This is a genomic window from Pseudomonas syringae (genome assembly GCF_021605415.1).
In the GTDB taxonomy this organism is placed as follows: domain Bacteria; phylum Pseudomonadota; class Gammaproteobacteria; order Pseudomonadales; family Pseudomonadaceae; genus Aquipseudomonas; species Aquipseudomonas syringae_S.
In genome coordinates this window covers 67,326-86,774 of sequence record NZ_WKEQ01000006.1, presented here as the reverse complement: position 1 = coordinate 86,774, position 19,449 = coordinate 67,326, and the positions used below count along the sequence as shown (strand labels likewise).

At 59.4% G+C, this 19,449-nt stretch carries 23 protein-coding genes; 13 read left to right on the top strand and 10 right to left on the bottom strand.

Going from position 1 to position 19,449, the window contains the following annotated elements; genetic code table 11:
• Nucleotides 1-41 precede the first annotated feature (41 nt).
• Both GIW69_RS06010 and GIW69_RS06005 read right to left on the bottom strand, forming a co-directional pair.
• Nucleotides 42-782 carry a flagellar basal body rod protein FlgF gene (locus tag GIW69_RS06010; protein WP_236481223.1) on the bottom strand — a complete coding sequence of 247 codons (741 nt, stop codon included), beginning with the start codon at nt 780-782 and terminating at the stop codon, nt 42-44.
• Nucleotides 783-1,044: 262 nt separating this feature from the next.
• The gene (locus GIW69_RS06005) at nt 1,045-2,607 is read right to left on the bottom strand and encodes a sigma-54-dependent transcriptional regulator (RefSeq protein WP_236481222.1); all 1,563 of its coding nucleotides are present in this window, start codon (nt 2,605-2,607) and stop codon (nt 1,045-1,047) included.
• 372 nt (nt 2,608-2,979) lie between these two features.
• Between GIW69_RS06005 and phhA the strand changes: the two genes are divergently transcribed.
• The 6 genes from phhA to GIW69_RS05980 all read left to right on the top strand — a co-directional run bounded on the left by phhA (nt 2,980) and on the right by GIW69_RS05980 (nt 7,268).
• Nucleotides 2,980-3,771, top strand: coding sequence for a phenylalanine 4-monooxygenase (gene phhA / locus GIW69_RS06000; protein WP_236481221.1), 792 nt, complete (start codon nt 2,980-2,982; stop codon nt 3,769-3,771).
• Between the two features lie 69 nt (nt 3,772-3,840).
• Entirely contained in the window at nt 3,841-4,197 is a 357-nt protein-coding gene (locus GIW69_RS05995; protein WP_236481220.1) for a 4a-hydroxytetrahydrobiopterin dehydratase, read from the top strand.
• Complete coding sequence (locus GIW69_RS05990; RefSeq protein WP_236481219.1) at nt 4,197-5,390, top strand: amino acid aminotransferase; 1,194 nt, start codon at nt 4,197-4,199, stop codon at nt 5,388-5,390. Before GIW69_RS05995 ends, GIW69_RS05990 begins: the two co-directional genes overlap by 1 nt.
• Before the next feature lie 190 nt (nt 5,391-5,580).
• A complete protein-coding gene (locus GIW69_RS26200; protein WP_268945377.1) occupies nt 5,581-5,712 on the top strand; it encodes a hypothetical protein in 132 nt (43 codons plus the stop codon).
• Nucleotides 5,713-5,783: 71 nt separating this feature from the next.
• Entirely contained in the window at nt 5,784-5,966 is a 183-nt protein-coding gene (locus GIW69_RS05985; protein WP_236481218.1) for a hypothetical protein, read from the top strand.
• A 102-nt stretch (nt 5,967-6,068) separates the two neighbouring features.
• Nucleotides 6,069-7,268: an MFS transporter gene (locus GIW69_RS05980; RefSeq protein ID WP_236481217.1), complete on the top strand. Its 1,200-nt coding sequence runs from the start codon at nt 6,069-6,071 to the stop codon at nt 7,266-7,268.
• Here GIW69_RS05980 and arfB read toward each other — a convergent pair.
• Both arfB and GIW69_RS05970 read right to left on the bottom strand, forming a co-directional pair.
• Nucleotides 7,265-7,678, bottom strand: a complete 414-nt coding sequence (gene arfB, locus GIW69_RS05975; RefSeq protein WP_236481216.1) for an alternative ribosome rescue aminoacyl-tRNA hydrolase ArfB — start codon at nt 7,676-7,678, stop codon at nt 7,265-7,267. The genes GIW69_RS05980 and arfB overlap by 4 nt on opposite strands.
• Nucleotides 7,679-7,835: 157 nt before the next feature.
• Nucleotides 7,836-9,254 (bottom strand): amino acid permease, encoded by a 1,419-nt coding sequence (locus GIW69_RS05970; RefSeq protein ID WP_236481215.1) that lies wholly within the window; start codon nt 9,252-9,254, stop codon nt 7,836-7,838.
• Nucleotides 9,255-10,180: 926 nt separating this feature from the next.
• Here GIW69_RS05970 and GIW69_RS05965 point away from each other — a divergent pair.
• Together GIW69_RS05965 and GIW69_RS05960 are read left to right on the top strand one after the other, a co-directional pair.
• Complete coding sequence (locus tag GIW69_RS05965; protein ID WP_236481214.1) at nt 10,181-10,318, top strand: hypothetical protein; 138 nt, start codon at nt 10,181-10,183, stop codon at nt 10,316-10,318.
• 72 nt (nt 10,319-10,390) lie between these two features.
• Nucleotides 10,391-11,356, top strand: coding sequence for a CgnE/CgnB domain-containing protein (locus GIW69_RS05960; RefSeq protein WP_236481213.1), 966 nt, complete (start codon nt 10,391-10,393; stop codon nt 11,354-11,356).
• 141 nt (nt 11,357-11,497) lie between these two features.
• On the opposite strand, the gene rluB is transcribed toward GIW69_RS05960, so the two are convergent.
• From rluB to GIW69_RS05930, 6 genes are all read right to left on the bottom strand, one after another.
• Nucleotides 11,498-12,712 carry a 23S rRNA pseudouridine(2605) synthase RluB gene (gene rluB, locus GIW69_RS05955; protein ID WP_236481212.1) on the bottom strand — a complete coding sequence of 405 codons (1,215 nt, stop codon included), beginning with the start codon at nt 12,710-12,712 and terminating at the stop codon, nt 11,498-11,500.
• Between the two features lie 142 nt (nt 12,713-12,854).
• On the bottom strand, nt 12,855-13,046 hold the full coding sequence (locus GIW69_RS05950; protein ID WP_007919669.1) for a DUF1289 domain-containing protein: 192 nt from the start codon (nt 13,044-13,046) through the stop codon (nt 12,855-12,857).
• 134 nt (nt 13,047-13,180) lie between these two features.
• Nucleotides 13,181-14,155, bottom strand: a complete 975-nt coding sequence (gene scpB / locus GIW69_RS05945) for an SMC-Scp complex subunit ScpB (RefSeq protein WP_236481211.1) — start codon at nt 14,153-14,155, stop codon at nt 13,181-13,183.
• 11 nt (nt 14,156-14,166) lie between these two features.
• Nucleotides 14,167-14,988 (bottom strand): segregation and condensation protein A, encoded by an 822-nt coding sequence (locus tag GIW69_RS05940; protein WP_496570897.1) that lies wholly within the window; start codon nt 14,986-14,988, stop codon nt 14,167-14,169.
• Nucleotides 14,989-15,618, bottom strand: coding sequence for an L-threonylcarbamoyladenylate synthase (locus GIW69_RS05935; RefSeq protein ID WP_236481210.1), 630 nt, complete (start codon nt 15,616-15,618; stop codon nt 14,989-14,991).
• A 13-nt stretch (nt 15,619-15,631) separates the two neighbouring features.
• A complete protein-coding gene (locus tag GIW69_RS05930; protein ID WP_236481209.1) occupies nt 15,632-16,495 on the bottom strand; it encodes a PHP domain-containing protein in 864 nt (287 codons plus the stop codon).
• An 87-nt stretch (nt 16,496-16,582) separates the two neighbouring features.
• On the opposite strand from GIW69_RS05930, the gene GIW69_RS05925 reads away from it, so the two are divergent.
• The 5 genes from GIW69_RS05925 to GIW69_RS05905 all read left to right on the top strand — a co-directional run bounded on the left by GIW69_RS05925 (nt 16,583) and on the right by GIW69_RS05905 (nt 19,314).
• Nucleotides 16,583-17,179: a septation protein A gene (locus GIW69_RS05925; protein ID WP_236481208.1), complete on the top strand. Its 597-nt coding sequence runs from the start codon at nt 16,583-16,585 to the stop codon at nt 17,177-17,179.
• A gap of 1 nt (nt 17,180) precedes the next feature.
• The gene (locus GIW69_RS05920) at nt 17,181-17,480 is read left to right on the top strand and encodes a YciI family protein (protein WP_236481207.1); all 300 of its coding nucleotides are present in this window, start codon (nt 17,181-17,183) and stop codon (nt 17,478-17,480) included.
• Between the two features lie 121 nt (nt 17,481-17,601).
• Nucleotides 17,602-18,012: an SH3 domain-containing protein gene (locus GIW69_RS05915; protein ID WP_236481206.1), complete on the top strand. Its 411-nt coding sequence runs from the start codon at nt 17,602-17,604 to the stop codon at nt 18,010-18,012.
• Between the two features lie 7 nt (nt 18,013-18,019).
• The gene (locus GIW69_RS05910; RefSeq protein ID WP_236481205.1) at nt 18,020-18,697 is read left to right on the top strand and encodes a response regulator transcription factor; all 678 of its coding nucleotides are present in this window, start codon (nt 18,020-18,022) and stop codon (nt 18,695-18,697) included.
• 167 nt (nt 18,698-18,864) lie between these two features.
• On the top strand, nt 18,865-19,314 hold the full coding sequence (locus tag GIW69_RS05905; RefSeq protein WP_236481204.1) for a Spy/CpxP family protein refolding chaperone: 450 nt from the start codon (nt 18,865-18,867) through the stop codon (nt 19,312-19,314).
• Nucleotides 19,315-19,449 lie beyond the last annotated feature (135 nt).

Here is a 19,449-nt window from a genome sequence, read left to right as displayed (position 1 = left end):
TTCTCCTCGTGCGCCTGTTTTACGGCGCGACGTTCTGATAATTAGCTGATCTGCAAGACCCGAGCCATGGCCTGGTCGTCGTCTTTAGCGGTGTTCATCATCTTGACGTGCAACTCGAATTGCTTGGCCAGGGCCAGCACCGAGGTCATCTCTTCCACGGCATTGACGTTGCTCGACTCAAGGAAACCGGACACCAGTTTGACGTTGGCATCGGCCGGCGCAGGCTGGCCGTCCTTGGTGTAGATCGAACCGTCGAGGCCCTTCGTCATGTTCTTGATGTCAGGGTTGACCAGTTTGATGCGGTCAACTTCGGCCATGACGCGCGGGCCTTCGCCCATCGCACGAATACTGATAGTGCCGTCCTCGCCGATTTCGATCTGCTGCTCCGGCGGCACGGCAATCGGGCCGCCATTGCCCATCACCGGCATGCCATTGCCGGCACGCAACACACCGAGGGCATCGACGTTGAGACTGCCGGTGCGCACGTAGCTTTCGCCACCGCTCGGGTTCTGCACGGCCATCCAGCCATTGCCGGTCACGGCCACGTCCAGGTCACGACCGGTCTCGACCAGCGAACCTGAAGTGAAGTCGGTGGCAGGCCGTTCGCTCATGGCAAACGCGCGCGCCGGAAAGCTGTCACCAAATACCGGCATCGAACGCGCCTGTTCCAGATCGCGCTGAAAACCGTTGGTGGAAATGTTCGCCAGGTTGTTGGCATGAGCCTTCTGCGCCAGCGCGTTTTGGCTGGCGCCGGTCATTGCCACATAAAGGTATTTGTCCACGCTCTTTCCTCTGCATGCCGGACGTTTGCCGCCCACCGCGTTACTGCTGAGCCATAAGCAATTTGCAGACCAACTTTATTTTTACGACCGCAGTGCCGGGAAACAAAGGGTTTGAGGGGAAATGCGGGGATTGGGGAAATGTATCGAAGTCGAAAAACCGGCGGTGTTGTGCCGCTTCGCGGCAAAGATCGCAGCGTGCCGCAGCTCCTACAGGGATCGCATACCAACTGTAGGAACTGCCGAAGGCTGCGATCTCTTGATCTTAGGGTTGGCTGTCCTTGCCCACTTCATACTCACGCAACTTGTTGGCAATCGTGGTGTGTGAAACCCCCAGCCGTTTGCCCAGTTGCCGGCTGCTAGGGTGCTCGGAATACAGCCTTTCCAGCACCGCTTTTTCGAAGCGCCCGACGATTTCGTCGAGCCCACCGTCCAGCGAAAAATCGCCCAGCGGCTGACGCACACCGTAATCCGGCAAACGAATATGTTCGGCCTTGACCGTGCCGCCGTCGCACAGCGACACCGCCTGAAACAGCACGTTCTCCAGTTGCCGCACGTTGCCCGGCCAATGGTAATGGCTGAGTCGATCCATCGCTGCCGGCGCCAGTTTCGGCAGCGAGCAACCGATCTGCCGGCTCGCCTGGTCGAGGAAGTGCTCCACCAGCGGCGCCAATCCGTCGAGGCATTCGCGCAGGGGCGGAATGTGCAGAGAAAGCACGTTCAGGCGATGGTACAAATCCTGACGGAATTCACCTCGGGCGCAGAGTTCGGACAAATCCACCTGCGTTGCGCAGATCACCCTCACATCGAGGTAAACCTCTTCATCACTTCCCACACGACGGAAGCAGCCGTCCTGCAGAAAGCGCAGTAATTTCACCTGCAAGCGCGGGCTCATTTCTCCTACGCCATCGAGAAACAGCGTGCCGCCCGCCGTCAGTTCCAGCAGCCCCAACTTGCCTTCCGCGCGCGCGCCTTCGAAAGCACCGGGGCCGTAGCCGAACAATTCGGTTTCGGCCATCGATTCCGGCAAACCCGCGCAATTGAGCGCCATCAGCGGCGACTGCCCACGCGGACTGGCGAGGTGACAGGCGCGAGCCAGCAATTCTTTACCGGTGCCGGTTTCCCCCTCAATCAATAGCGGCGCATCCAGCGGTGCCATGCGTCGAGCCTCGCGCACCACCGCCGCCATCACTTTCGAACTCTGGAAAATGCTGTCGAAGCCGCGCAGCTCTTGCTTGCGCACGTTATAGATGCGCTCGCCGACCCGGTCGGCGCGGTGCAGCGTCAATACCGCGCCAGCCATGGCTTCACTGTCGTCGTGTTCCGATTGCAAAGGCGCGATGTCAGCGAGAAACACGTCACCCTTGACCTTCACGCGCATGCCATTGATTCGCGATTTGTTGGCACGCACCAGCTCCGGCAAGTCGAAATCCTCGGCGTAACGCGACAACGGAATCCCCGGCACCTCGTCCACCCGCACGCCGAGCAATTGCGCCGCCGCGCGGTTCGCCGCAACGATAGAGCCGCCCATGTCGATCGACAGCACCGGAAACTCCAATGCCCCCAGCAAAGCGTTGAGCTCCATATGCCGACGCTCGCTGGGCATCAGTCCCACACGCTTGACGCCGAATACCCCGCCGATCGCCTCAAACTTCGGACGCAATGCCTGGAACTGGATGTTGATCAGGTTCGGGCAATGCAGGTAGATCGCGTTGCCGTGCTCACCACCGACTTCGCCACGGGCGACGTTGATGCCGTACTCGACCAACAGATTGAGAATGTCACGCAGGATGCCGATGCGGTTCTGGCAATGGACTTTGATACGCATATGAAAGACCTGGTTAAAACGATGGACCCTGTAGGAGTGAGCCTGCTCGCGATGGCGGCGCATCACGCGACATTGATGTTGAATGACAGTCTGCTATCGCGAGCAGGCTCGCTCCTACAGGGAATTCGCCACGGCTTTCTACCGAAGCGCGCAGATAATCGTCAAGATTATGTGACAGAAATGCGCACATTCAAGCCCTCCAATCGCCAAGATTGCTAAGCCCGTCGAATTTCGTAACGAATACTTTACAAAATCACCACTTTGTCCAGACGTAAGGCTCGCCTCGCCCAGCTGCAACCCGGCACTTCCTGCGTTATTCCTATGTCCATCGCTACACATAACAATAATCGCATCCCCTAGCAGGAGAGCTGCATGAAGCAGACGCACTACGTGGCCCGCGAGCCCGATGCGCAAGGTTTTATCGACTACCCCGCCGAAGAACACGCGGTGTGGAACACGCTGATCACCCGCCAGTTGAAAGTGATCGAGGGTCGCGCCTGCCAGGAATATCTCGACGGCATCGAAAAACTCGGCCTGCCTCACGACCGCATTCCGCAACTGGGCGAAATCAATAAAGTCCTTGGCGAGACCACGGGCTGGCAGGTCGCCCGCGTTCCGGCGCTGATCCCTTTTCAGACGTTCTTCGAGCTGCTCGCCAGCAAGCAATTTCCAGTGGCGACATTTATACGCACCCGCGAAGAACTGGATTACTTGCAAGAACCCGATATTTTCCATGAGATCTTTGGTCACTGCCCGCTGCTGACCAATCCGTGGTTCGCCGAATTCACCCACACCTACGGCAAGCTTGGTCTGCAAGCCAGCAAGGAAGAACGCGTTTATCTGGCGCGCCTGTACTGGATGACCATCGAATTCGGCCTGGTCGACACCCCGCAAGGCCAGCGCATCTATGGCGGCGGCATTTTATCTTCGCCGAAAGAAACCGTTTACTCCCTGTCGGACGAGCCCGAGCACCAGGCCTTCGATCCGCTGGAAGCCATGCGCACCCCGTATCGCATCGACATACTGCAACCGCTGTACTTTGTCCTGCCCAACCTCAAGCGCCTGTTCGATCTTGCCCACGAAGACATCATGAGCATGGTCAAGCAAGGCATGCAGTTGGGTCTGCATGCACCGAAATTTCCGCCCAAGCCGAAAGCGGCCTGAGCAGATCCCGCTCGCGACTTGCGCGCAAAACCCGTATTTTCCAATAAGAACCGAATTCAGGAACTCACCATGAACGCTCTGAACCAAGCCCACTGCGAAGCCTGCCGTGCCGATGCGCCACAAGTCAGCGACGAAGAACTGCCGATCCTGATCAAGCAGATCCCTGACTGGAACATCGAAGTGCGCGACGGCGTGATGCAACTGGAGAAAGTTTTCCTGTTCAAGAATTTCAAACACGCGCTGGCGTTCACCAACGCCGTCGGCGAAATTTCCGAGGCTGAAGGTCACCATCCGGGCCTGCTGACCGAGTGGGGCAAAGTCACCGTGACCTGGTGGAGCCACTCGATCAAAGGCCTGCACCGCAACGACTTCATCATGGCAGCGCGCACTGACGAAGTGGCCAAGACCGCAGAAGGACGCAAGTAATGCATTTCGACGCCATCGGCCGAGTTCCCGGCGACCCGATTCTGGGCCTCATGGAGGCTTACGCTCAGGACGCCAACCCACGCAAGTTCGACCTCGGCGTTGGCGTCTATAAAGATGCCCAAGGCCTGACGCCGATCCCCGAAGCGGTGAAAATCGCCGAGGCGCGTCTGGTTGAAAGTCAGAACACCAAGACTTACATCGGCGGTCACGGTAATCCGCTATTCGGTAAAGTCATCAATGAACTGGTGCTCGGTGCCGATTCAGCCTTGATCACCGAGCAACGCGTCGGCGCCACACAGACTCCGGGCGGAACCGGTGCACTGCGCCTGAGTGCCGACTTCATCGCCCAGTGCCTGCCGGGCCGTGGCGTCTGGCTGAGCAATCCGACGTGGCCGATCCACGAAACGATTTTCGCGGCGGCCGGAGTCAAGGTCAGCCACTACCCTTATGTGGGCAGCGACAACCGTCTCGATGTCGAAGCAATGCTCGCGGTGCTCAACGAAGTGCCCAAGGGCGACGTGGTATTGCTGCACGCCTGCTGCCACAACCCGACCGGTTTCGACCTGAGCCATGACGACTGGCGTCGTGTGCTGGACGTTGTGCGTCGTCGCGATTTGCTGCCGTTGATCGACTTCGCCTATCAGGGTTTTGGCGACGGTCTGGAACAGGACGCGTGGTCGACCCGGCTGTTTGCCGCTGAACTGCCGGAAGTGCTGATCACCAGTTCCTGCTCGAAAAACTTCGGCCTCTACCGCGACCGCACCGGTGCGCTGATCGTCTGCGCGAAAACCGCCGACAAGCTCATCGACATCCGCAGCCAACTGGCCAACATCGCCCGCAACCTGTGGTCAACGCCGCCGGATCACGGTGCGGCAGTGGTGGCGACCATTCTCGACGATCCGGAATTGAAAGCGCGCTGGGCCGATGAAGTGGAGGCCATGCGTTCGCGCATCGCGCAACTGCGCAGCGGCCTGGTGGAAGCACTGGAGCCACACGGTTTGCGCGAGCGTTATGCGCACGTCGGCACGCAGCGCGGGATGTTCTCCTACACCGGCCTCTCGCCGGAACAGGTGAAAAACCTGCGCGACCATCACAGCGTGTACATGGTCGGCACGGGCCGGGCCAACGTCGCCGGCATTGACGCCACGCGGCTGGCCTTGCTCGCGCAAGCCATCGCCGACGTCAGCCAATAATGGTTGATGATCGTTCCCACGCTCCGCGCGGGAACGATCAGTAACATTCTTCTGGCGCCCCCCTGCGGCCATTTGTCGCAATAAATTGAATTAAAGGTCTTATTGTCATTTTTACTGCTGTATCCTTCGCAAGCTTTCTAAAAGCGCGGATCTACCAGATCTATCAACAGACTTAGCGAGGAGCGCAACCATGCACGAGATTCCTAATCTCCCCTTCCCAAGCCTGCACGAACCTGAGCAGACGACCACGCAACAAGCCGGTGCCCAACAGCCCGAGCCGAAAGAAGCCGCTGAAAGCCGTCCGGCCGACAGCAACGACTGAAACACCCGCCGTACAGACCGTGTGGAAAGCGCTAACATGCGCTTTCCACACTGCCTGAAACCGAGCCCGCCATGACCGACGAATTTTCCGAAAGCCAAGCCGCCGTCCTGATCGGCGCCACCGAGAAAATGATCGAGATCTGGAACCGTCTCTCCCCGGAGAAACAAGCCGCCCTGCTCGCCCGTTTCGGCAGCGAAGAAAACGCCCTCGCCGCCTTGGTCACGACGCAACTGGTTGCCCCACCTAAGGCCTGAACTCCCATCCGGCAAATAGTTTTACTTTTCCCCGCCCCTGACTCGCACGCGCCGGTATCATAAGCAGCCTATCTATCCTGCTGCCCCCGTGGACCTTTACCCATGCCAGAAAACCAGCGCCCCCTGGCGGTCACGCTGCAAGTCGTTTCCATCGTCCTGTTCACCTTCATCGGTTACCTCAACATCGGCATTCCGCTCGCCGTACTGCCCGGCTATGTCCACAGCGACCTGGGGTTTGGCGCCGTGATCGCCGGCCTGGTGATCAGCGTGCAATACCTCGCCACCCTGCTCAGTCGTCCGTACGCGGGCAAAATCATCGACAACAAGGGCAGCAAACTGGCGGTGATGTATGGCCTGGCCGGTTGCGGCTTGAGCGGTGTTTTCATGCTGGTGTCGGCGTGGACGCCGAACATGCCGATGGTCAGCCTGATCAGCCTGCTCATCGGCCGACTGGTGCTCGGCAGCGCGGAAAGCCTGGTCGGCTCCGGCTCAATCGGTTGGGGCATCGGCCGCGTCGGCGCGGCGAACACCGCCAAGGTGATTTCCTGGAACGGCATCGCCAGTTATGGCGCATTGGCCATCGGCGCACCGTTCGGGGTATGGCTGGTCAGCCGTTTCGGCTTGTGGAGCATGGGCGTGAGCATCATGTTGCTGGCGGTGCTCGGCGTGCTGCTGGCCTGGCCAAAAACCGCCGCGCCGATTGTCGTCGGTGAGCGCTTGCCGTTCATGCATGTGTTGGGCCGGGTGTTCCCGCACGGCTGCGGCCTGGCGCTCGGCTCGATTGGCTTCGGCACTATCGCTACGTTCATCACCCTGTATTACGCGACTCGGCATTGGGAAAACGCCGTACTGTGCCTGAGCCTGTTCGGCGCCAGCTTCATTGGTGCGCGGCTGCTGTTTGGCAATCTCATCAATCGCCTGGGCGGCTTTCGTGTGGCGATTGCCTGTCTGTCAGTGGAGACCTTGGGCTTGCTGCTGTTGTGGTTGGCGCCGGATGCCCATTGGGCATTGGCCGGGGCGGCATTGAGCGGCTTCGGGTTCTCGCTGGTGTTTCCGGCGTTGGGCGTTGAAGCGGTGAACCTGGTGCCAGCGTCGAGCCGTGGCGCGGCGGTCGGTGCCTATTCACTGTTTATCGATTTGTCGCTGGGGATCACCGGGCCGCTGGCGGGGGCGATTGCTGCCGGCTTCGGGTTTGCTTCGATCTTTCTCTTCGCGGCACTGGCGGCGTTGGGTGGTCTGGCGCTGAGCCTGTATCTGTACCGGCAGGCACCGAAGTATCGGCAAGAACGCGAGGCGCGCTAGAAATCGACTTTTCCACGCCCGGCCTTGATGCTGCCGCGCTTGGTTTTCGATTCGAGCCGGCGTTTCTTCGAGCCGAGTGTCGGCTTGGTCGGACGGCGTTTCTTTTCGACTTTGGTGGCGCTGAGAATCAGCTCGACCAACCGCTCCAATGCATCGGCGCGATTCTGTTCCTGCGTGCGGTATTGCTGGGCCTTGATGATCAACACACCGTCGCTGGTGATCCGACTGTCGCGCAGGGCCAAGAGCCGCTCCTTATAGAATTCGGGCAACGACGAGGCCGGAATGTCGAAGCGCAAGTGCATGGCGCTCGACACCTTGTTGACGTTCTGCCCGCCGGCGCCCTGGGCGCGAATGGCGGTCAACTCGATCTCGGCATCCGGCAGATGCACATTGTTGGAAATCACCAGCATGGAAAAGCGTCCGTATTCAGAGCATGCAGGATACCGCGAAACAGATTCCGAACCCGATGAAGATCCTTTGCAGGCTCGCTCCTGCAAAGGATCGACTGAATCCGAGGGCACAAAAAACCCGGCGCGTTGGCCGGGTTTTTTGTTTTTGCGATTGCGCTTACTTGGAAGCCGCCGCCGCGTGCAACGCCTGTTGTGCGCTGCGCTTGTTCTTGATCCCGTAACAAACCCACATGAACACGAGCCACACCGGAATCGCATACACCGAGATTTGAATCCCCGGGATCAGCAACATCACGCCCAGAATGAACACCACGAACGCCAGGCAAACGTAGTTGCCGTACGGATACCACAACGCCTTGAACAGCGACGTCTGGCCAGTCTTGTCCATGTGCTGGCGGAACTTGAAGTGCGAGAAGCTGATCATCGCCCAGTTGATCACCAGCGTCGCCACGACCAGCGACATCAACAGTTCCAGCGCGCTTTGCGGGATCAGGTAGTTCAGCAACACCGCGATCAACGTCACCGCCGCCGAGGCCAGAATCGAACGCACCGGCACGCCGCGCTTGTCGATTTTCGCCAGACCTTTCGGCGCATCGCCCTGTTCGGCCATGCCCAGCAGCATGCGGCTGTTGCAGTACGTGCCGCTGTTGTACACCGAGAGTGCCGCAGTCAATACGACGAAGTTGAGAATGTGCGCAGCGGTGTTGCTGCCCAGCATCGAAAAAACCTGCACGAACGGGCTGCCGCTGTAGGAATCGCCGGAAGCGTTCAGCGTGGTCAGCAAGCTGTCCCACGGTGTCAGCGACAGCAGAATCACCAGGGCGCCGATGTAAAAAATCAGGATCCGGTAGATCACCTGATTGATCGCTTTCGGGATCACGGTTTTCGGCTTGTCGGCTTCGGCAGCGGTGAAGCCAAGCATTTCCAGACCGCCAAAGGAGAACATGATGATCGCCATGGCCATCACTAGACCGCTGACGCCATTGGGGAAAAATCCGCCGTGCGACCAGAGATTGCTGACCGATGCCTGCGGGCCGCCGTTACCGCTGACCAGCAGATAACTGCCGAGGGCGATCATGCCGACAATCGCCACGACCTTGATGATCGCGAACCAGAATTCAGCCTCGCCGAAGACTTTGACGTTGGCCAGGTTGATCGCGTTGATCAACACGAAAAACGCAGCGGCGCTGACCCAGGTCGGGATGTCCGGCGCCCAGTAATGGATGTATTTGCCGACGGCGGTCAGCTCGGACATGCCCACCAGGATGTACAGGATCCAGCAGTTCCAACCCGAGAGAAAACCGGCGAAACCGCCCCAGTATTTGTGCGCAAAATGGCTGAAGGAACCGGCCACCGGCTCTTCGACAATCATTTCGCCGAGCTGGCGCATGATCATGAAGGCGATGAAGCCGCAGATGGCGTAGCCGAGAATCATCGACGGGCCGGCGGACTTCAGTACCCCGGCCGAGCCGAGGAACAAGCCCGTACCGATCGCGCCACCGAGGGCGATCAGTTGAATATGGCGATTTTTCAGGCCGCGTTTCAGCTCGCCTGATTGTGAGTTTTGTCCACTCATGAAAAAGGTCTCACGCAAGGTTTGATGATGTTCAGAAGACGTTGCTGCAAGGTTGCGATTTCAGGCAACCCCGATCAAACCCCAGCGCAGGCACCAGGAATTCAGCGTTTTTACAACGGTCATGCGTCACCTGTTTGTTTTTATCTGTGACGAAATCGAACCCGACACGCTCGTGACGCGGCGGAGTGAACAAAGCGGATAGCCTTGAAATTTGCGCGATTACGCAGAGGGTCACAGTTAAAACGCGGCGCATTGTACACCGCTAACCCCCTGCTGCCAGACATCACTGGATCAGCGTGCCGGTTGCCGGGATTGCGTGTGTCCGCCTCGAAACGCTCGAGCGGCTGCAAAATGTGAGTCAAGCCTTTGCAGGCCATGAACGGGGACGATGGAATAACCGTCCTTTCGGGAGAAGTGAAGATCAGCTTCGGCGTTCATTGCGCCTCCTTTTTGTTATGCACCTGCACGGCAGGGATGAGTGGCATCTCACCCTTCAATCGCAGCGCAAACAAGCGGAACAGAGGCCTGTAACGCTTGAAGCAGGCACCGCTTCGGCAGCTTTTCCTTACAGGCCACTGCCGTGTGCGCTTACGTTCGCAATAACGGCTCTTTTCGGAAACTTATCTTTACAGCGCGTAACGGATTTTTTCCGAATCAGACGCGTCCTTCAGTTGCCTGCAAATTGACGTTAAATAGCTTGCTATCAAATAAGCTGCCTAGTTTTTTGTTTCGCAATGAAAAACCGACAACGCCAAAACAGAATAAAAAGTTTATTTAAAAATTAAATCGACAATTTTTTGCACTCCCAAAAGCCGTGAACTAGCTTTCCAGCGTCTTGCCGGCCGCCTCGACCGGCAAGTCAGCGCGCTGTTTGCTCATGAGGAGCGCGTCGTTGTCCCCACTCAAAAGTCTCTAGGAGATTGACCATGCAAGTACTGGAAAAAGACGTGGACACCGAACTGCAACTGGACGAATGGTTCGAAGCACCAACCCATGAAGCCGCCGTTGAAATGATGCAAGCTGACGCGGTCGTTCCGTTCGGCACGGCGATGTGGCCTCTGTAAGCCCCTCCCGGGCAGGCACGATCCGGCCGGTCGTGCCTGCCGCTCCATTTCACGGACCGTCAGGGAGGGCTCATGGATAAGCCACGCGCGATTTCACATTTTCTCTACTACCTCGAACATCATCCCGCCATCGCCGACCTCGATTCGGCCAGAATCCTGCTCGGTCATACGGCTGAATACGAAGCGCTGACCGGGGCCATCGCCGAACAGGCTGGCGACCATCCGCGCTTCAGCTTCAGCGCACGCCGTCTGGATCTGGAACCCACCGCGACACTGACCTCGGCAATTGCCGACAGCGACCTGTACATTTTCTTCTACGACTCTTCCACCCTGCCCAACCCGCGCCCCGACGGCCCGGATTTCGTCCGCGCCCTGCAAGCGGTGATGGCGGAAAACTGGAAGAAGTCCCTGCTGTTCAAGGATTACGGCGATTATTTCTACGACACCTTCAGCATCACCCCGCAACGGATCGCCGGGCTGAACAGCCATTTGATCCAGCGCATGTCTCAGGCCACCACCCTCACGTTCACCGATGAACACGGCTCCCGCTTTGAAACACCGCTGAGCAGCATCAAGAAATGGACGGACATCAACGGCGTCGGCAACTTCGACCTGGCCCCCGGCGAAATCGCCAGCCACAGTGAAGCGATCAACGGCCATGTGAAATTCATGGGGACTTTCCTCAGCACGATTCCATTTGCGCGCAAATACGGCGTGCTGGAGTCACCGCTGGAGCTGTGGATCGAAGACTCGACCATCAGCCGCATCGCCACCGACGTGCCGGGGCTGGAACATGATTTCAACAAATACCTCGACGCCAACCCGTCGAACCGGCGAATTGAAGAACTGGGGATTGGCACCAACGAAGGCGTGAAGGATCTCTACGCGCGCAATGCCGGTTTCGAAGAGCGCCATTGCGGCTTGCACCTCGGGTTGGGCGGCGGGGCCAAGGGCAGCCATCACCTGGATCTGATCTTCTCAAGCGGCGTTTTGGCGCTGGATGACAAACCCGTGTTTGACGGGCGTTTTGTGCTCTAGCGTTGATATGGGTAGTGCTTCTCCTGGCCTCATCGCTGGCAAGCCAGCGATGGGGACATCAAAAACACTTTCGCCAGGCAAAAAAAAACGCCAACCCTGTGGTTGGCGTATTTCTCTTACCGCTCAAAGCTCAAAGCCGCCTCAATCCGTCTTTTTGCGCCCGAAGCCCGGACGCTGACCCGAGCCTGCCGGTGCGCCACGGCGTTTGCCCGATGGCTTGTCGCCGTCGACCAGTTTGATGCCCGGACGCTTCGGTGCCGGCTTGGCCGGGCGCTTGGCGGTGTCGGCTGGACGATCCGCTACCGGCGTACCACGACCGGTCGGCGCACGACCTTCGCCACGTTCGGTACGGCCGCGTGGCGCGCGTTCGCCATCCGGACGTGCAGCCGGTTTGCGACCTGGACGTTCGCCTTCGATCTGCGGCTCACGGCTTTGACGCGGGCCACTGGCCGGGCCAGCGGTGGCCGGACGCAAAGTCCGTACGCGCTCGGTCTTGCCCATCGGACGCGACGATTTGCGCTGCATGCGATCAAGCTTGTCTTTGCTCTTGGCGTTCAGTTGCGGCATCGCTACAGGCGTCAGCCCGACTTCGGCGCTCAACACGTCGACTTCGTACTGGCTCATTTCGCGCCAGCGGCCCATCGGCAAGTCGGAGTTGAGGAACACCGGACCGAAACGCACACGCTTCAGACGGCTGACCACCAGGCCCTGGGATTCCCACAGACGACGAACCTCACGGTTGCGACCTTCCATGACCACGCAGTGATACCAGTGGTTGAAGCCTTCGCCACCCGGAGCCTGTTGAATGTCGGTGAAACGCGCCGGGCCGTCTTCAAGCACGACGCCCGCCTTCAGGCGTTCGATCATTTCGTCATCGACTTCACCGCGTACACGCACTGCGTACTCACGGTCCATCTCGTAGGACGGGTGCATCAAACGGTTGGCCAGCTCACCGTCGGTGGTGAACATCAGCAGACCGGTGGTGTTGATGTCGAGACGACCGATGTTGATCCAGCGGCCTTCTTTCGGACGCGGCAGCTTGTCGAACACGGTCGGACGGCCTTCCGGGTCGTCACGGGTGCAGATTTCGCCATCGGGCTTGTTGTACATGATCACGCGGCGAACCGACTCGGCAGCTTCTTCACGCTTGATCACTTTGCCATCGATGGTGATGGCGTCGTGCATGTCGACGCGCAGGCCAAGCGTGGCGTCTTTGCCATTGACCTTGATGCGGCCCTGGCTGATCCAGGCTTCAACGTCACGGCGCGAGCCGACGCCGATACGGGCGAGGACTTTCTGCAGCTTTTCGCCTGCAGGTCCGATTTCCTGGTCGTCTTTCTGATTGATGTCACTCATCTGGGCACCTCCCGGTGTGGTCTGTTCAGGCGGCGCCTGAAGCATTGAAAACTGTGTTTTCGGGCGAAGGATCGCCGAAGGGTCGCGAATCATACGCGCATGCGGGCGTTCGCGCATCAGAGACTAGCTGATCGAGGCCAGGTTATTTCTTTTTCCGCCGACCGGCGCCGCCGAGTTTGATCAGGCGCAGCGCGGCTTCGGCCAAGACCGTGCGCTTGTCATCCTTGTCGAGTTTCTTCCAGGCCTTGATCTCGCGCTTGCTGCGGCCGCAGCCGAGGCAGATGTCATCGGTGAATTTGCAGAGGCTGATGCAAGGGTCTTTGGTTGAGCTCATCCAATTCTCCAGAACGGCACAGTTCCTTGTAGGAGTGAGCCTGCTCGCGATGGCGGTGTGACATTCGATCAAGAGAGTGACTGATACACCGCTATCACGAGCAGGCTCACTCCTACAGTTGGGTCAGCTGTGTTTCAATCATCGAACTCGCGGCGTTCGGCTTCGATGGCTTCGGCCAGTGCACGGGCTTCGGCTTCTTCCTCGGACTCTTCAGGTTCGGGCATGGGTGGCTCGAGGGCGGCAACGGCGGCAAGGAGTTTTTCCCGGGCCTGGGCAACGCCGAGGATGTCGTCTTCCCGCTCCGGTTCGAGCTCTGGCTCTGGCTCTGGCTCTGGCTCTGGCTCTGGCTCTGGCTCTGGCTCAATATCGGCCGGAACCGCCTCGCCATCCGCTGCATCCCGCAACATATCGTCGAAATCGGTCTTGATCCCCTCCTCCATGCTGTCCAGTTCCAGCAGCAAGGTGTGGAAGCTGGTTTCTTCTTTTTCTTCCTCCGGCTCGGCGCTGGCGTCGGCCAGTTCCTGCAAGTTGGCGGGCACCGGGGCGTCGTCGAAGTCGAGCACCGGGTCGCTTTCCATTTCGCGCAGTTCGGCGAGTGGCGGCAGGTCGTCGAGATTTTTCAGGTTGAAATGGTCGAGAAACGCCTTGGTGGTGGCGAACATCGCCGGTTTGCCCGGCACGTCGCGGTACCCGACGATGCGGATCCACTCGCGCTCGATCAGGGTCTTGACGATATTGCTGTTGACCGCCACACCGCGCACGTCTTCGATCTCGCCACGGGTGATTGGCTGGCGGTAAGCGATTAGCGCAATGGTTTCCAGCAAGGCGCGGGAATAACGCTGCGGGCGCTCTTCCCACAAACGGCCGACCCACGGCGAAAACTTCTCGCGGATTTGCAAACGATAGCCGGACGCGATTTCCTTGAGCTCGAAAGCGCGGCCGTCGCAAGACTTGGCCAAGAGCGTCAGGGCTTTCTTGAAGACTGCCGGCTCCGGCCGCTCGCCCTCTTCGAACAGTTCAAACAGACGCTCTAGGGATTGCGGCTTTCCCGAGGCCAACAGAAAGGCTTCAAGCAGGGGCGCCAGCTCGCGGGGATCAGTCAGGTTCATGTTTCGACTCGTTATTCGGCTCGGGCTCGCACGTGAATCGCGGCGAAGGGCTCATTCTGCACCAGCTCGACCAAGGATTCCTTGACCAGTTCGAGAATTGCCATAAAGGTGACGACCACGCCGAGCTTGCCTTCCTCGGCAGTGAATAGCTCGACGAACGGCACAAAGCCGCCACCCTTCAGGCGTTCAAGCACGTCGCTCATGCGCTCGCGGGTGGATAAGGCTTCACGGCTGACTTGGTGGCTTTCGAACATATCGCCACGGCGCAACACTTCAGCCATGGACATCAGAATTTCTTCCAGCGCCACATCGGGCAACAGCTTGCGCGCCCGGGCTTCCGGCGCGTCCAGCTTGGGCACCACGACGTCGCGGCCGACGCGGCTCAGGTTATCAATGCCTTCGGCGGCGGCCTTGAAGCGCTCGTATTCCTGTAAGCGGCGAATCAGTTCGGCGCGCGGGTCGTCTTCTTCGTCTTCAACGGTTTCGGCCCGGGGCAAGAGCATCCGCGACTTGATTTCGGCGAGCATCGCGGCCATCACCAGGTACTCGGCTGCAAGCTCCAGGCGTACCGACTGCATCAATTCGACGTAGCCCATGTATTGCCGAGTGATTTCCGCTACCGGTATGTCGAGGATGTTGATGTTCTGTTTGCGGATCAGGTACAGCAGCAGGTCGAGCGGCCCTTCGAAGGCTTCAAGGAAAACTTCCAGGGCGTCCGGCGGGATGTACAGATCCAGCGGCATTTCCATGACCGCCTGGCCGTAGACCATGGCGAACGGCAGCTCCTGCTGGGCGCCGGCCTGGGGGTCGACAACGGTTTCCACTGCGGACATCTAGGCTTCGACCATGAACGGCGTTGGGTCGCCGCAACCCACGCGCACCACTTCCGGATCATCGCCGGTCAGATCGATCACGGTGGACGCCTTGATCCCACCGGAACCGCCATCGATGATCAAGTCCACTTGATGCTCAAGCATCTGGCGCATTTCATACGGATCGCTCAACGGGTCTTCATCGCCGGGCATGATCAGCGTCACGCTCATCAGCGGCTCGCCCAGTTCGGCAAGCAGTGCCAGCGCGATGGGATGGCTCGGTACGCGCAAGCCGATGGTGCGTTTCTTCGGGTGCAGCAACAGGCGCGGCACTTCGCGGGTGGCGTTGAGAATGAACGTGTAAGGGCCCGGCAAATGGGCTTTGAGAATGCGGAAGGTGCCGGTGTCGATCTTGGCGTAATTGCCCAGCTGCGAGAGGTCGCTGCAAATCAGCGCAAAGTTGTGCTTTTCATCGAGCTGACGCAAACGGCGGACACGCTCGATGGCGTTCTTGTCGCCGATCTGGCAACCGATGGCGTAGGAAGAGTCCGTGGGATAAATCACCACCCCGCCTTTACGGATGATCTCGACAGCCTGTTTGATCAGGCGCGCTTGCGGGTTTTCCGGATGGATCTGGAAAAATTGACTCACAGTGTCTTCCTGTTCAGACGGCGGCAATAACTGGCTCATGTTTGAACCGAACCCACAAGGGCGGGAGGTCCTCCGGCAGCGGTCGATATTGACCGATTTCGGACCAGCCTCCAGGGCCATGAAAATCACTGCCGGCACTGACCAGCAGACCGAACTCCCGGGCAAGGATTGCCAGGCTGCCCACCTGTTCCGCAGGCTGGTGGCCATTGACCACTTCGATCGCATGCCCGCCTGCTTGAATATAGTCGCCAATCAGTTTTCGGCGCTTGCTGCGGGTGAAATCGTAATGCCATGGATGCGCCAGACTGACCCAGGCCCCGGCGGCGCGCAGCGTGCCAACGGTGTCTTCGAGGGTCGGCCAGTGTTGCTTGACGTCACCCAGCTTGCCCGCGCCCAGCCATTTGCGAAACGCTTCGGCGCGATCCTTGACGAAACCTTCGCGCACCATCCAGTCGGCGAAGTGCGGACGGGCCGGCGCGTTACCGCTATCGCCGAGCGCCTGCTGGATCTGCCGCGCGCCTTCGAGCGCGCCGGGCATGCCTTTTAGCGCGAGCTTGCGGCTTATTTCTTCCGACCGCAGCCAGCGCCCATCGTGCAATCTGGCGATTGCCTCGACCAACGGCACGGCATTGACGTCGAAACCATAGCCCAGCACATGAATGGTCGCACCGCCCCAAGTGCAGGACAACTCGACACCGTTGACCAGGTGCATGCCCAGGCCGGTCGCGGCGGTTCGCGCCTCCTCCAGGCCTTCGAGCGTGTCGTGATCGGTCAGGGCCAGGACTCGCACGCCGTTCTCGAACGCACGCGCAACCAGTACCGCAGGCGCAAGAGCGCCGTCGGAGGCCGTGCTATGGCAGTGCAAATCAACATTCACGGGGATGTGTAACCTCAAATCAGCTGGCGCTATCGCGCGCCCATATGTTTGTTATTATGCCGCCACATCCAGCTTCTGGCTCTCACTGTGAAACAATTCATCGATTTCATCCCGCTTCTGCTGTTCTTCATCGTTTACAAACTTGATCCGCGCACCGTTGACATCGCCGGCCATGAATTGACTGTAGGCGGTATTTACAGCGCCACCGCGATGTTGATCATCAGTTCCGTGGTGGTATACGGCGCGCTGTTCATCTCCCAGCGCAAGCTGGAAAAAAGCCAATGGCTGACCCTCGTTGCCTGCCTGGTATTCGGAAGCCTGACCCTGGCCTTCCACAGCGAAACCTTCCTGAAGTGGAAAGCTCCGGTGGTCAACTGGCTGTTCGCCCTGGCCTTCATCGGCAGTCATTTCATCGGTGACCGCCTGCTGATCAAGCGCATCATGGGCCACGCGCTGACCCTGCCGGATCCGGTATGGACGCGCCTGAACATCGCCTGGATCGTATTTTTTCTTTTCTGTGGCGCCGCCAACCTGTTCGTGGCCTTCACCTTCCAGAGCATCTGGGTGGACTTCAAGGTATTTGGCAGCCTGGGCATGACGCTGTTGTTCCTGCTGGGCCAGGGTATTTATCTGTCCCGCCACTTGCACGACGCCGATCCTACAACACCAAAAACTGAGGACTGACATGCTCTACGCCATCATTGCCACTGACGTCGCCAACTCCCTGGAAGCCCGTCTCGCCGCCCGCCCTACCCACCTTGAGCGCCTGCAAGCCCTCAAGGGCGAGGGCCGCATCGTATTGGCCGGCCCGCACCCGGCGGTCGACAGCAATGATCCGGGCGCTGCGGGTTTCACCGGCAGCCTGATCGTCGCCGAATTCGACTCCCTTAATGCAGCGCAAGCCTGGGCCGACGCCGATCCATACGTCGCCGCCGGCGTCTATGCCAACGTCACCGTCAAGCCGTTCAAGCAAGTCCTGCCGTAACTTCCTGCCTCAATTGTTTCTACGCGATGAACCTTGTCGGTTCATCGCGTTCTCAATCGCTCATTATTCTCGTTTGCCCGCCGATAACCTGCCCAATATCCATTTGGAAGCAGGAGTCGTGATGCGCAAAGGTTCGTTGTGTCTGATGTTGATCACGTTGTCGATCATGGCGCCCGCTCATGGTGAAGAAAGCACTGAAGGCAGCAGCTCCACGCCGCTTTCGTTGAGTGCCGGCAGCCAGATCACCGAGTTGCAGCAGCGCCTCAAAGCCAGCGAGCAGCAGCGAGAAGAATTGAACAGACAGCTGCAAAATGCCGATAGCCAACGCGAAAGCGCCCAGCTCGCCCGGTTGCGCCAGGACAATCAGCGCCTGAAGCTGCAACTCAAGGAAGCCCAGGCCGGCCCGTTGCCGCGATTGCTGACCGATCAACAACAATGGTTCGTCACCGGCGCCGGGGTAGCGCTATTGGCGCTGCTCTGCGGTATCTTTGCCAGCGGTGCAAGTCGAAAACGTCGACAATGGCTAAATTGAGTGAGTCATGAGCGAGCTGTTACTGATTGATGATGACGTGGAACTGTGTGAGCTCCTCTGCAGCTGGTTAAGCCAGGAAGGCTTCCAGGTGCGTGCCTGCCACGATGGCCAGAGCGCCCGCCGCGCGTTGGCCGAAACCGCTCCCGCGGCGGTGGTGCTGGATGTGATGCTGCCCGACGGCAGCGGGCTGGAGTTGCTCAAGCAATTGCGCAACGACCACGCCGATCTGCCAGTGCTGATGCTTTCGGCCCGAGGCGAGCCGCTGGATCGCATCCTCGGCCTGGAACTGGGCGCCGACGATTACCTTGCCAAACCCTGCGATCCCCGCGAACTCACCGCCCGCCTGCGCGCCGTGTTGCGCCGCAGCCACCCGGCGGCCGTGTCGACTCAGCTTGAACTGGGCGACCTGAGCTTCAGCCCGGTGCGCGGCGTGGTCAGCATCGACGAGAAGGAATTCACCCTTACCGTGTCCGAAAGCCGCCTGCTCGAAGCCTTGCTCAAGCAACCCGGAGAGCCGCTGGACAAGCAAGAACTGGCGCAGATTGCCCTCGGTCGCAAGCTGACGCTGTACGACCGCAGCCTCGACATGCACGTCAGCAATCTGCGCAAAAAAATCGGCCCTCACCCCGACGGCCGCCCACGCATCGTCGCCCTGCGCAGCCGCGGTTACTACTACAGCCTCTGAACCGCACACGCCCCCTGTGCAGGACTGCCGCAGGGGTGATGTTGTTTGTCAGGTTGATTTCGAAACGTCTTTACCGAAGCTTTACGCAGCGCTGACCGCCGCTGACCTTGATCTCCGTAATCTGCACACATCCGGAACGTACCGGGAACGAGACAAGGAGATTCACCATGCGCAAGACTCTTATCGCTCTGATGTTTGCTGCCGCTCTGCCAACCGTCGCCATGGCCATGCCCGAAGGTGCAGGTCCGATGGGTGGCCCAATGGATGGCCCACGCCACGGCGGTCAAATGCACGGCATGCACGGTAAAGGCCCGTACAGCCAACTGGATCTCTCCCGCGAACAACGCGATCAGATCCGCAAGATCATGGGCGAGCAGATGCACGAGCGTAAGCAAGTGGTCGACAAGTACCTGGAGAAACTCTCGCCAGCCGATCAGAAGGCCATGAAAGACGAGATGGCTGCCAACCACAAGAAAGCCGAAAGCGATGTGCGGGCAGTGCTGAAACCGGATCAACAGAAGAAATTCGACGAGATCCAGAAGAAGAAAGCTGAGCGTCGCGCCGAGTGGGCCGAATTCAAGGCCTGGAAAGCGCAACAGCCACAAAAGGCGCAATAATGCAGTAACTCCGGGCCCGACGGTCAACACCGTCGGGCCTGTTTCCGTTGTGTAGGCGCTGCCGCAGGCTGCGATGTTTTGATCTCGATTTTAAGATCAAAAGATCGCAGCCTGCGGCAGCGCCTACACGGGGTC

Coding starts and splice junctions, on each gene's coding strand:
- GIW69_RS06005 (WP_236481222.1), bottom strand. CDS start 2,607: ATGCGTATCAAAGTCCATTGCCAGAACCGCATCGGCATCCTGCGTGAC.
- phhA (WP_236481221.1), top strand. CDS start 2,980: ATGAAGCAGACGCACTACGTGGCCCGCGAGCCCGATGCGCAAGGTTTT.
- GIW69_RS05995 (WP_236481220.1), top strand. CDS start 3,841: ATGAACGCTCTGAACCAAGCCCACTGCGAAGCCTGCCGTGCCGATGCG.
- GIW69_RS05990 (WP_236481219.1), top strand. CDS start 4,197: ATGCATTTCGACGCCATCGGCCGAGTTCCCGGCGACCCGATTCTGGGC.
- GIW69_RS26200 (WP_268945377.1), top strand. CDS start 5,581: ATGCACGAGATTCCTAATCTCCCCTTCCCAAGCCTGCACGAACCTGAG.
- GIW69_RS05985 (WP_236481218.1), top strand. CDS start 5,784: ATGACCGACGAATTTTCCGAAAGCCAAGCCGCCGTCCTGATCGGCGCC.
- GIW69_RS05980 (WP_236481217.1), top strand. CDS start 6,069: ATGCCAGAAAACCAGCGCCCCCTGGCGGTCACGCTGCAAGTCGTTTCC.
- arfB (WP_236481216.1), bottom strand. CDS start 7,678: ATGCTGGTGATTTCCAACAATGTGCATCTGCCGGATGCCGAGATCGAG.
- GIW69_RS05970 (WP_236481215.1), bottom strand. CDS start 9,254: ATGAGTGGACAAAACTCACAATCAGGCGAGCTGAAACGCGGCCTGAAA.
- GIW69_RS05965 (WP_236481214.1), top strand. CDS start 10,181: ATGCAAGTACTGGAAAAAGACGTGGACACCGAACTGCAACTGGACGAA.
- GIW69_RS05960 (WP_236481213.1), top strand. CDS start 10,391: ATGGATAAGCCACGCGCGATTTCACATTTTCTCTACTACCTCGAACAT.
- rluB (WP_236481212.1), bottom strand. CDS start 12,712: ATGAGTGACATCAATCAGAAAGACGACCAGGAAATCGGACCTGCAGGC.
- GIW69_RS05950 (WP_007919669.1), bottom strand. CDS start 13,046: ATGAGCTCAACCAAAGACCCTTGCATCAGCCTCTGCAAATTCACCGAT.
- scpB (WP_236481211.1), bottom strand. CDS start 14,155: ATGAACCTGACTGATCCCCGCGAGCTGGCGCCCCTGCTTGAAGCCTTT.
- GIW69_RS05940 (WP_496570897.1), bottom strand. CDS start 14,988: ATGTCCGCAGTGGAAACCGTTGTCGACCCCCAGGCCGGCGCCCAGCAG.
- GIW69_RS05920 (WP_236481207.1), top strand. CDS start 17,181: ATGCTCTACGCCATCATTGCCACTGACGTCGCCAACTCCCTGGAAGCC.
- GIW69_RS05915 (WP_236481206.1), top strand. CDS start 17,602: ATGCGCAAAGGTTCGTTGTGTCTGATGTTGATCACGTTGTCGATCATG.
- GIW69_RS05910 (WP_236481205.1), top strand. CDS start 18,020: ATGAGCGAGCTGTTACTGATTGATGATGACGTGGAACTGTGTGAGCTC.
- GIW69_RS05905 (WP_236481204.1), top strand. CDS start 18,865: ATGCGCAAGACTCTTATCGCTCTGATGTTTGCTGCCGCTCTGCCAACC.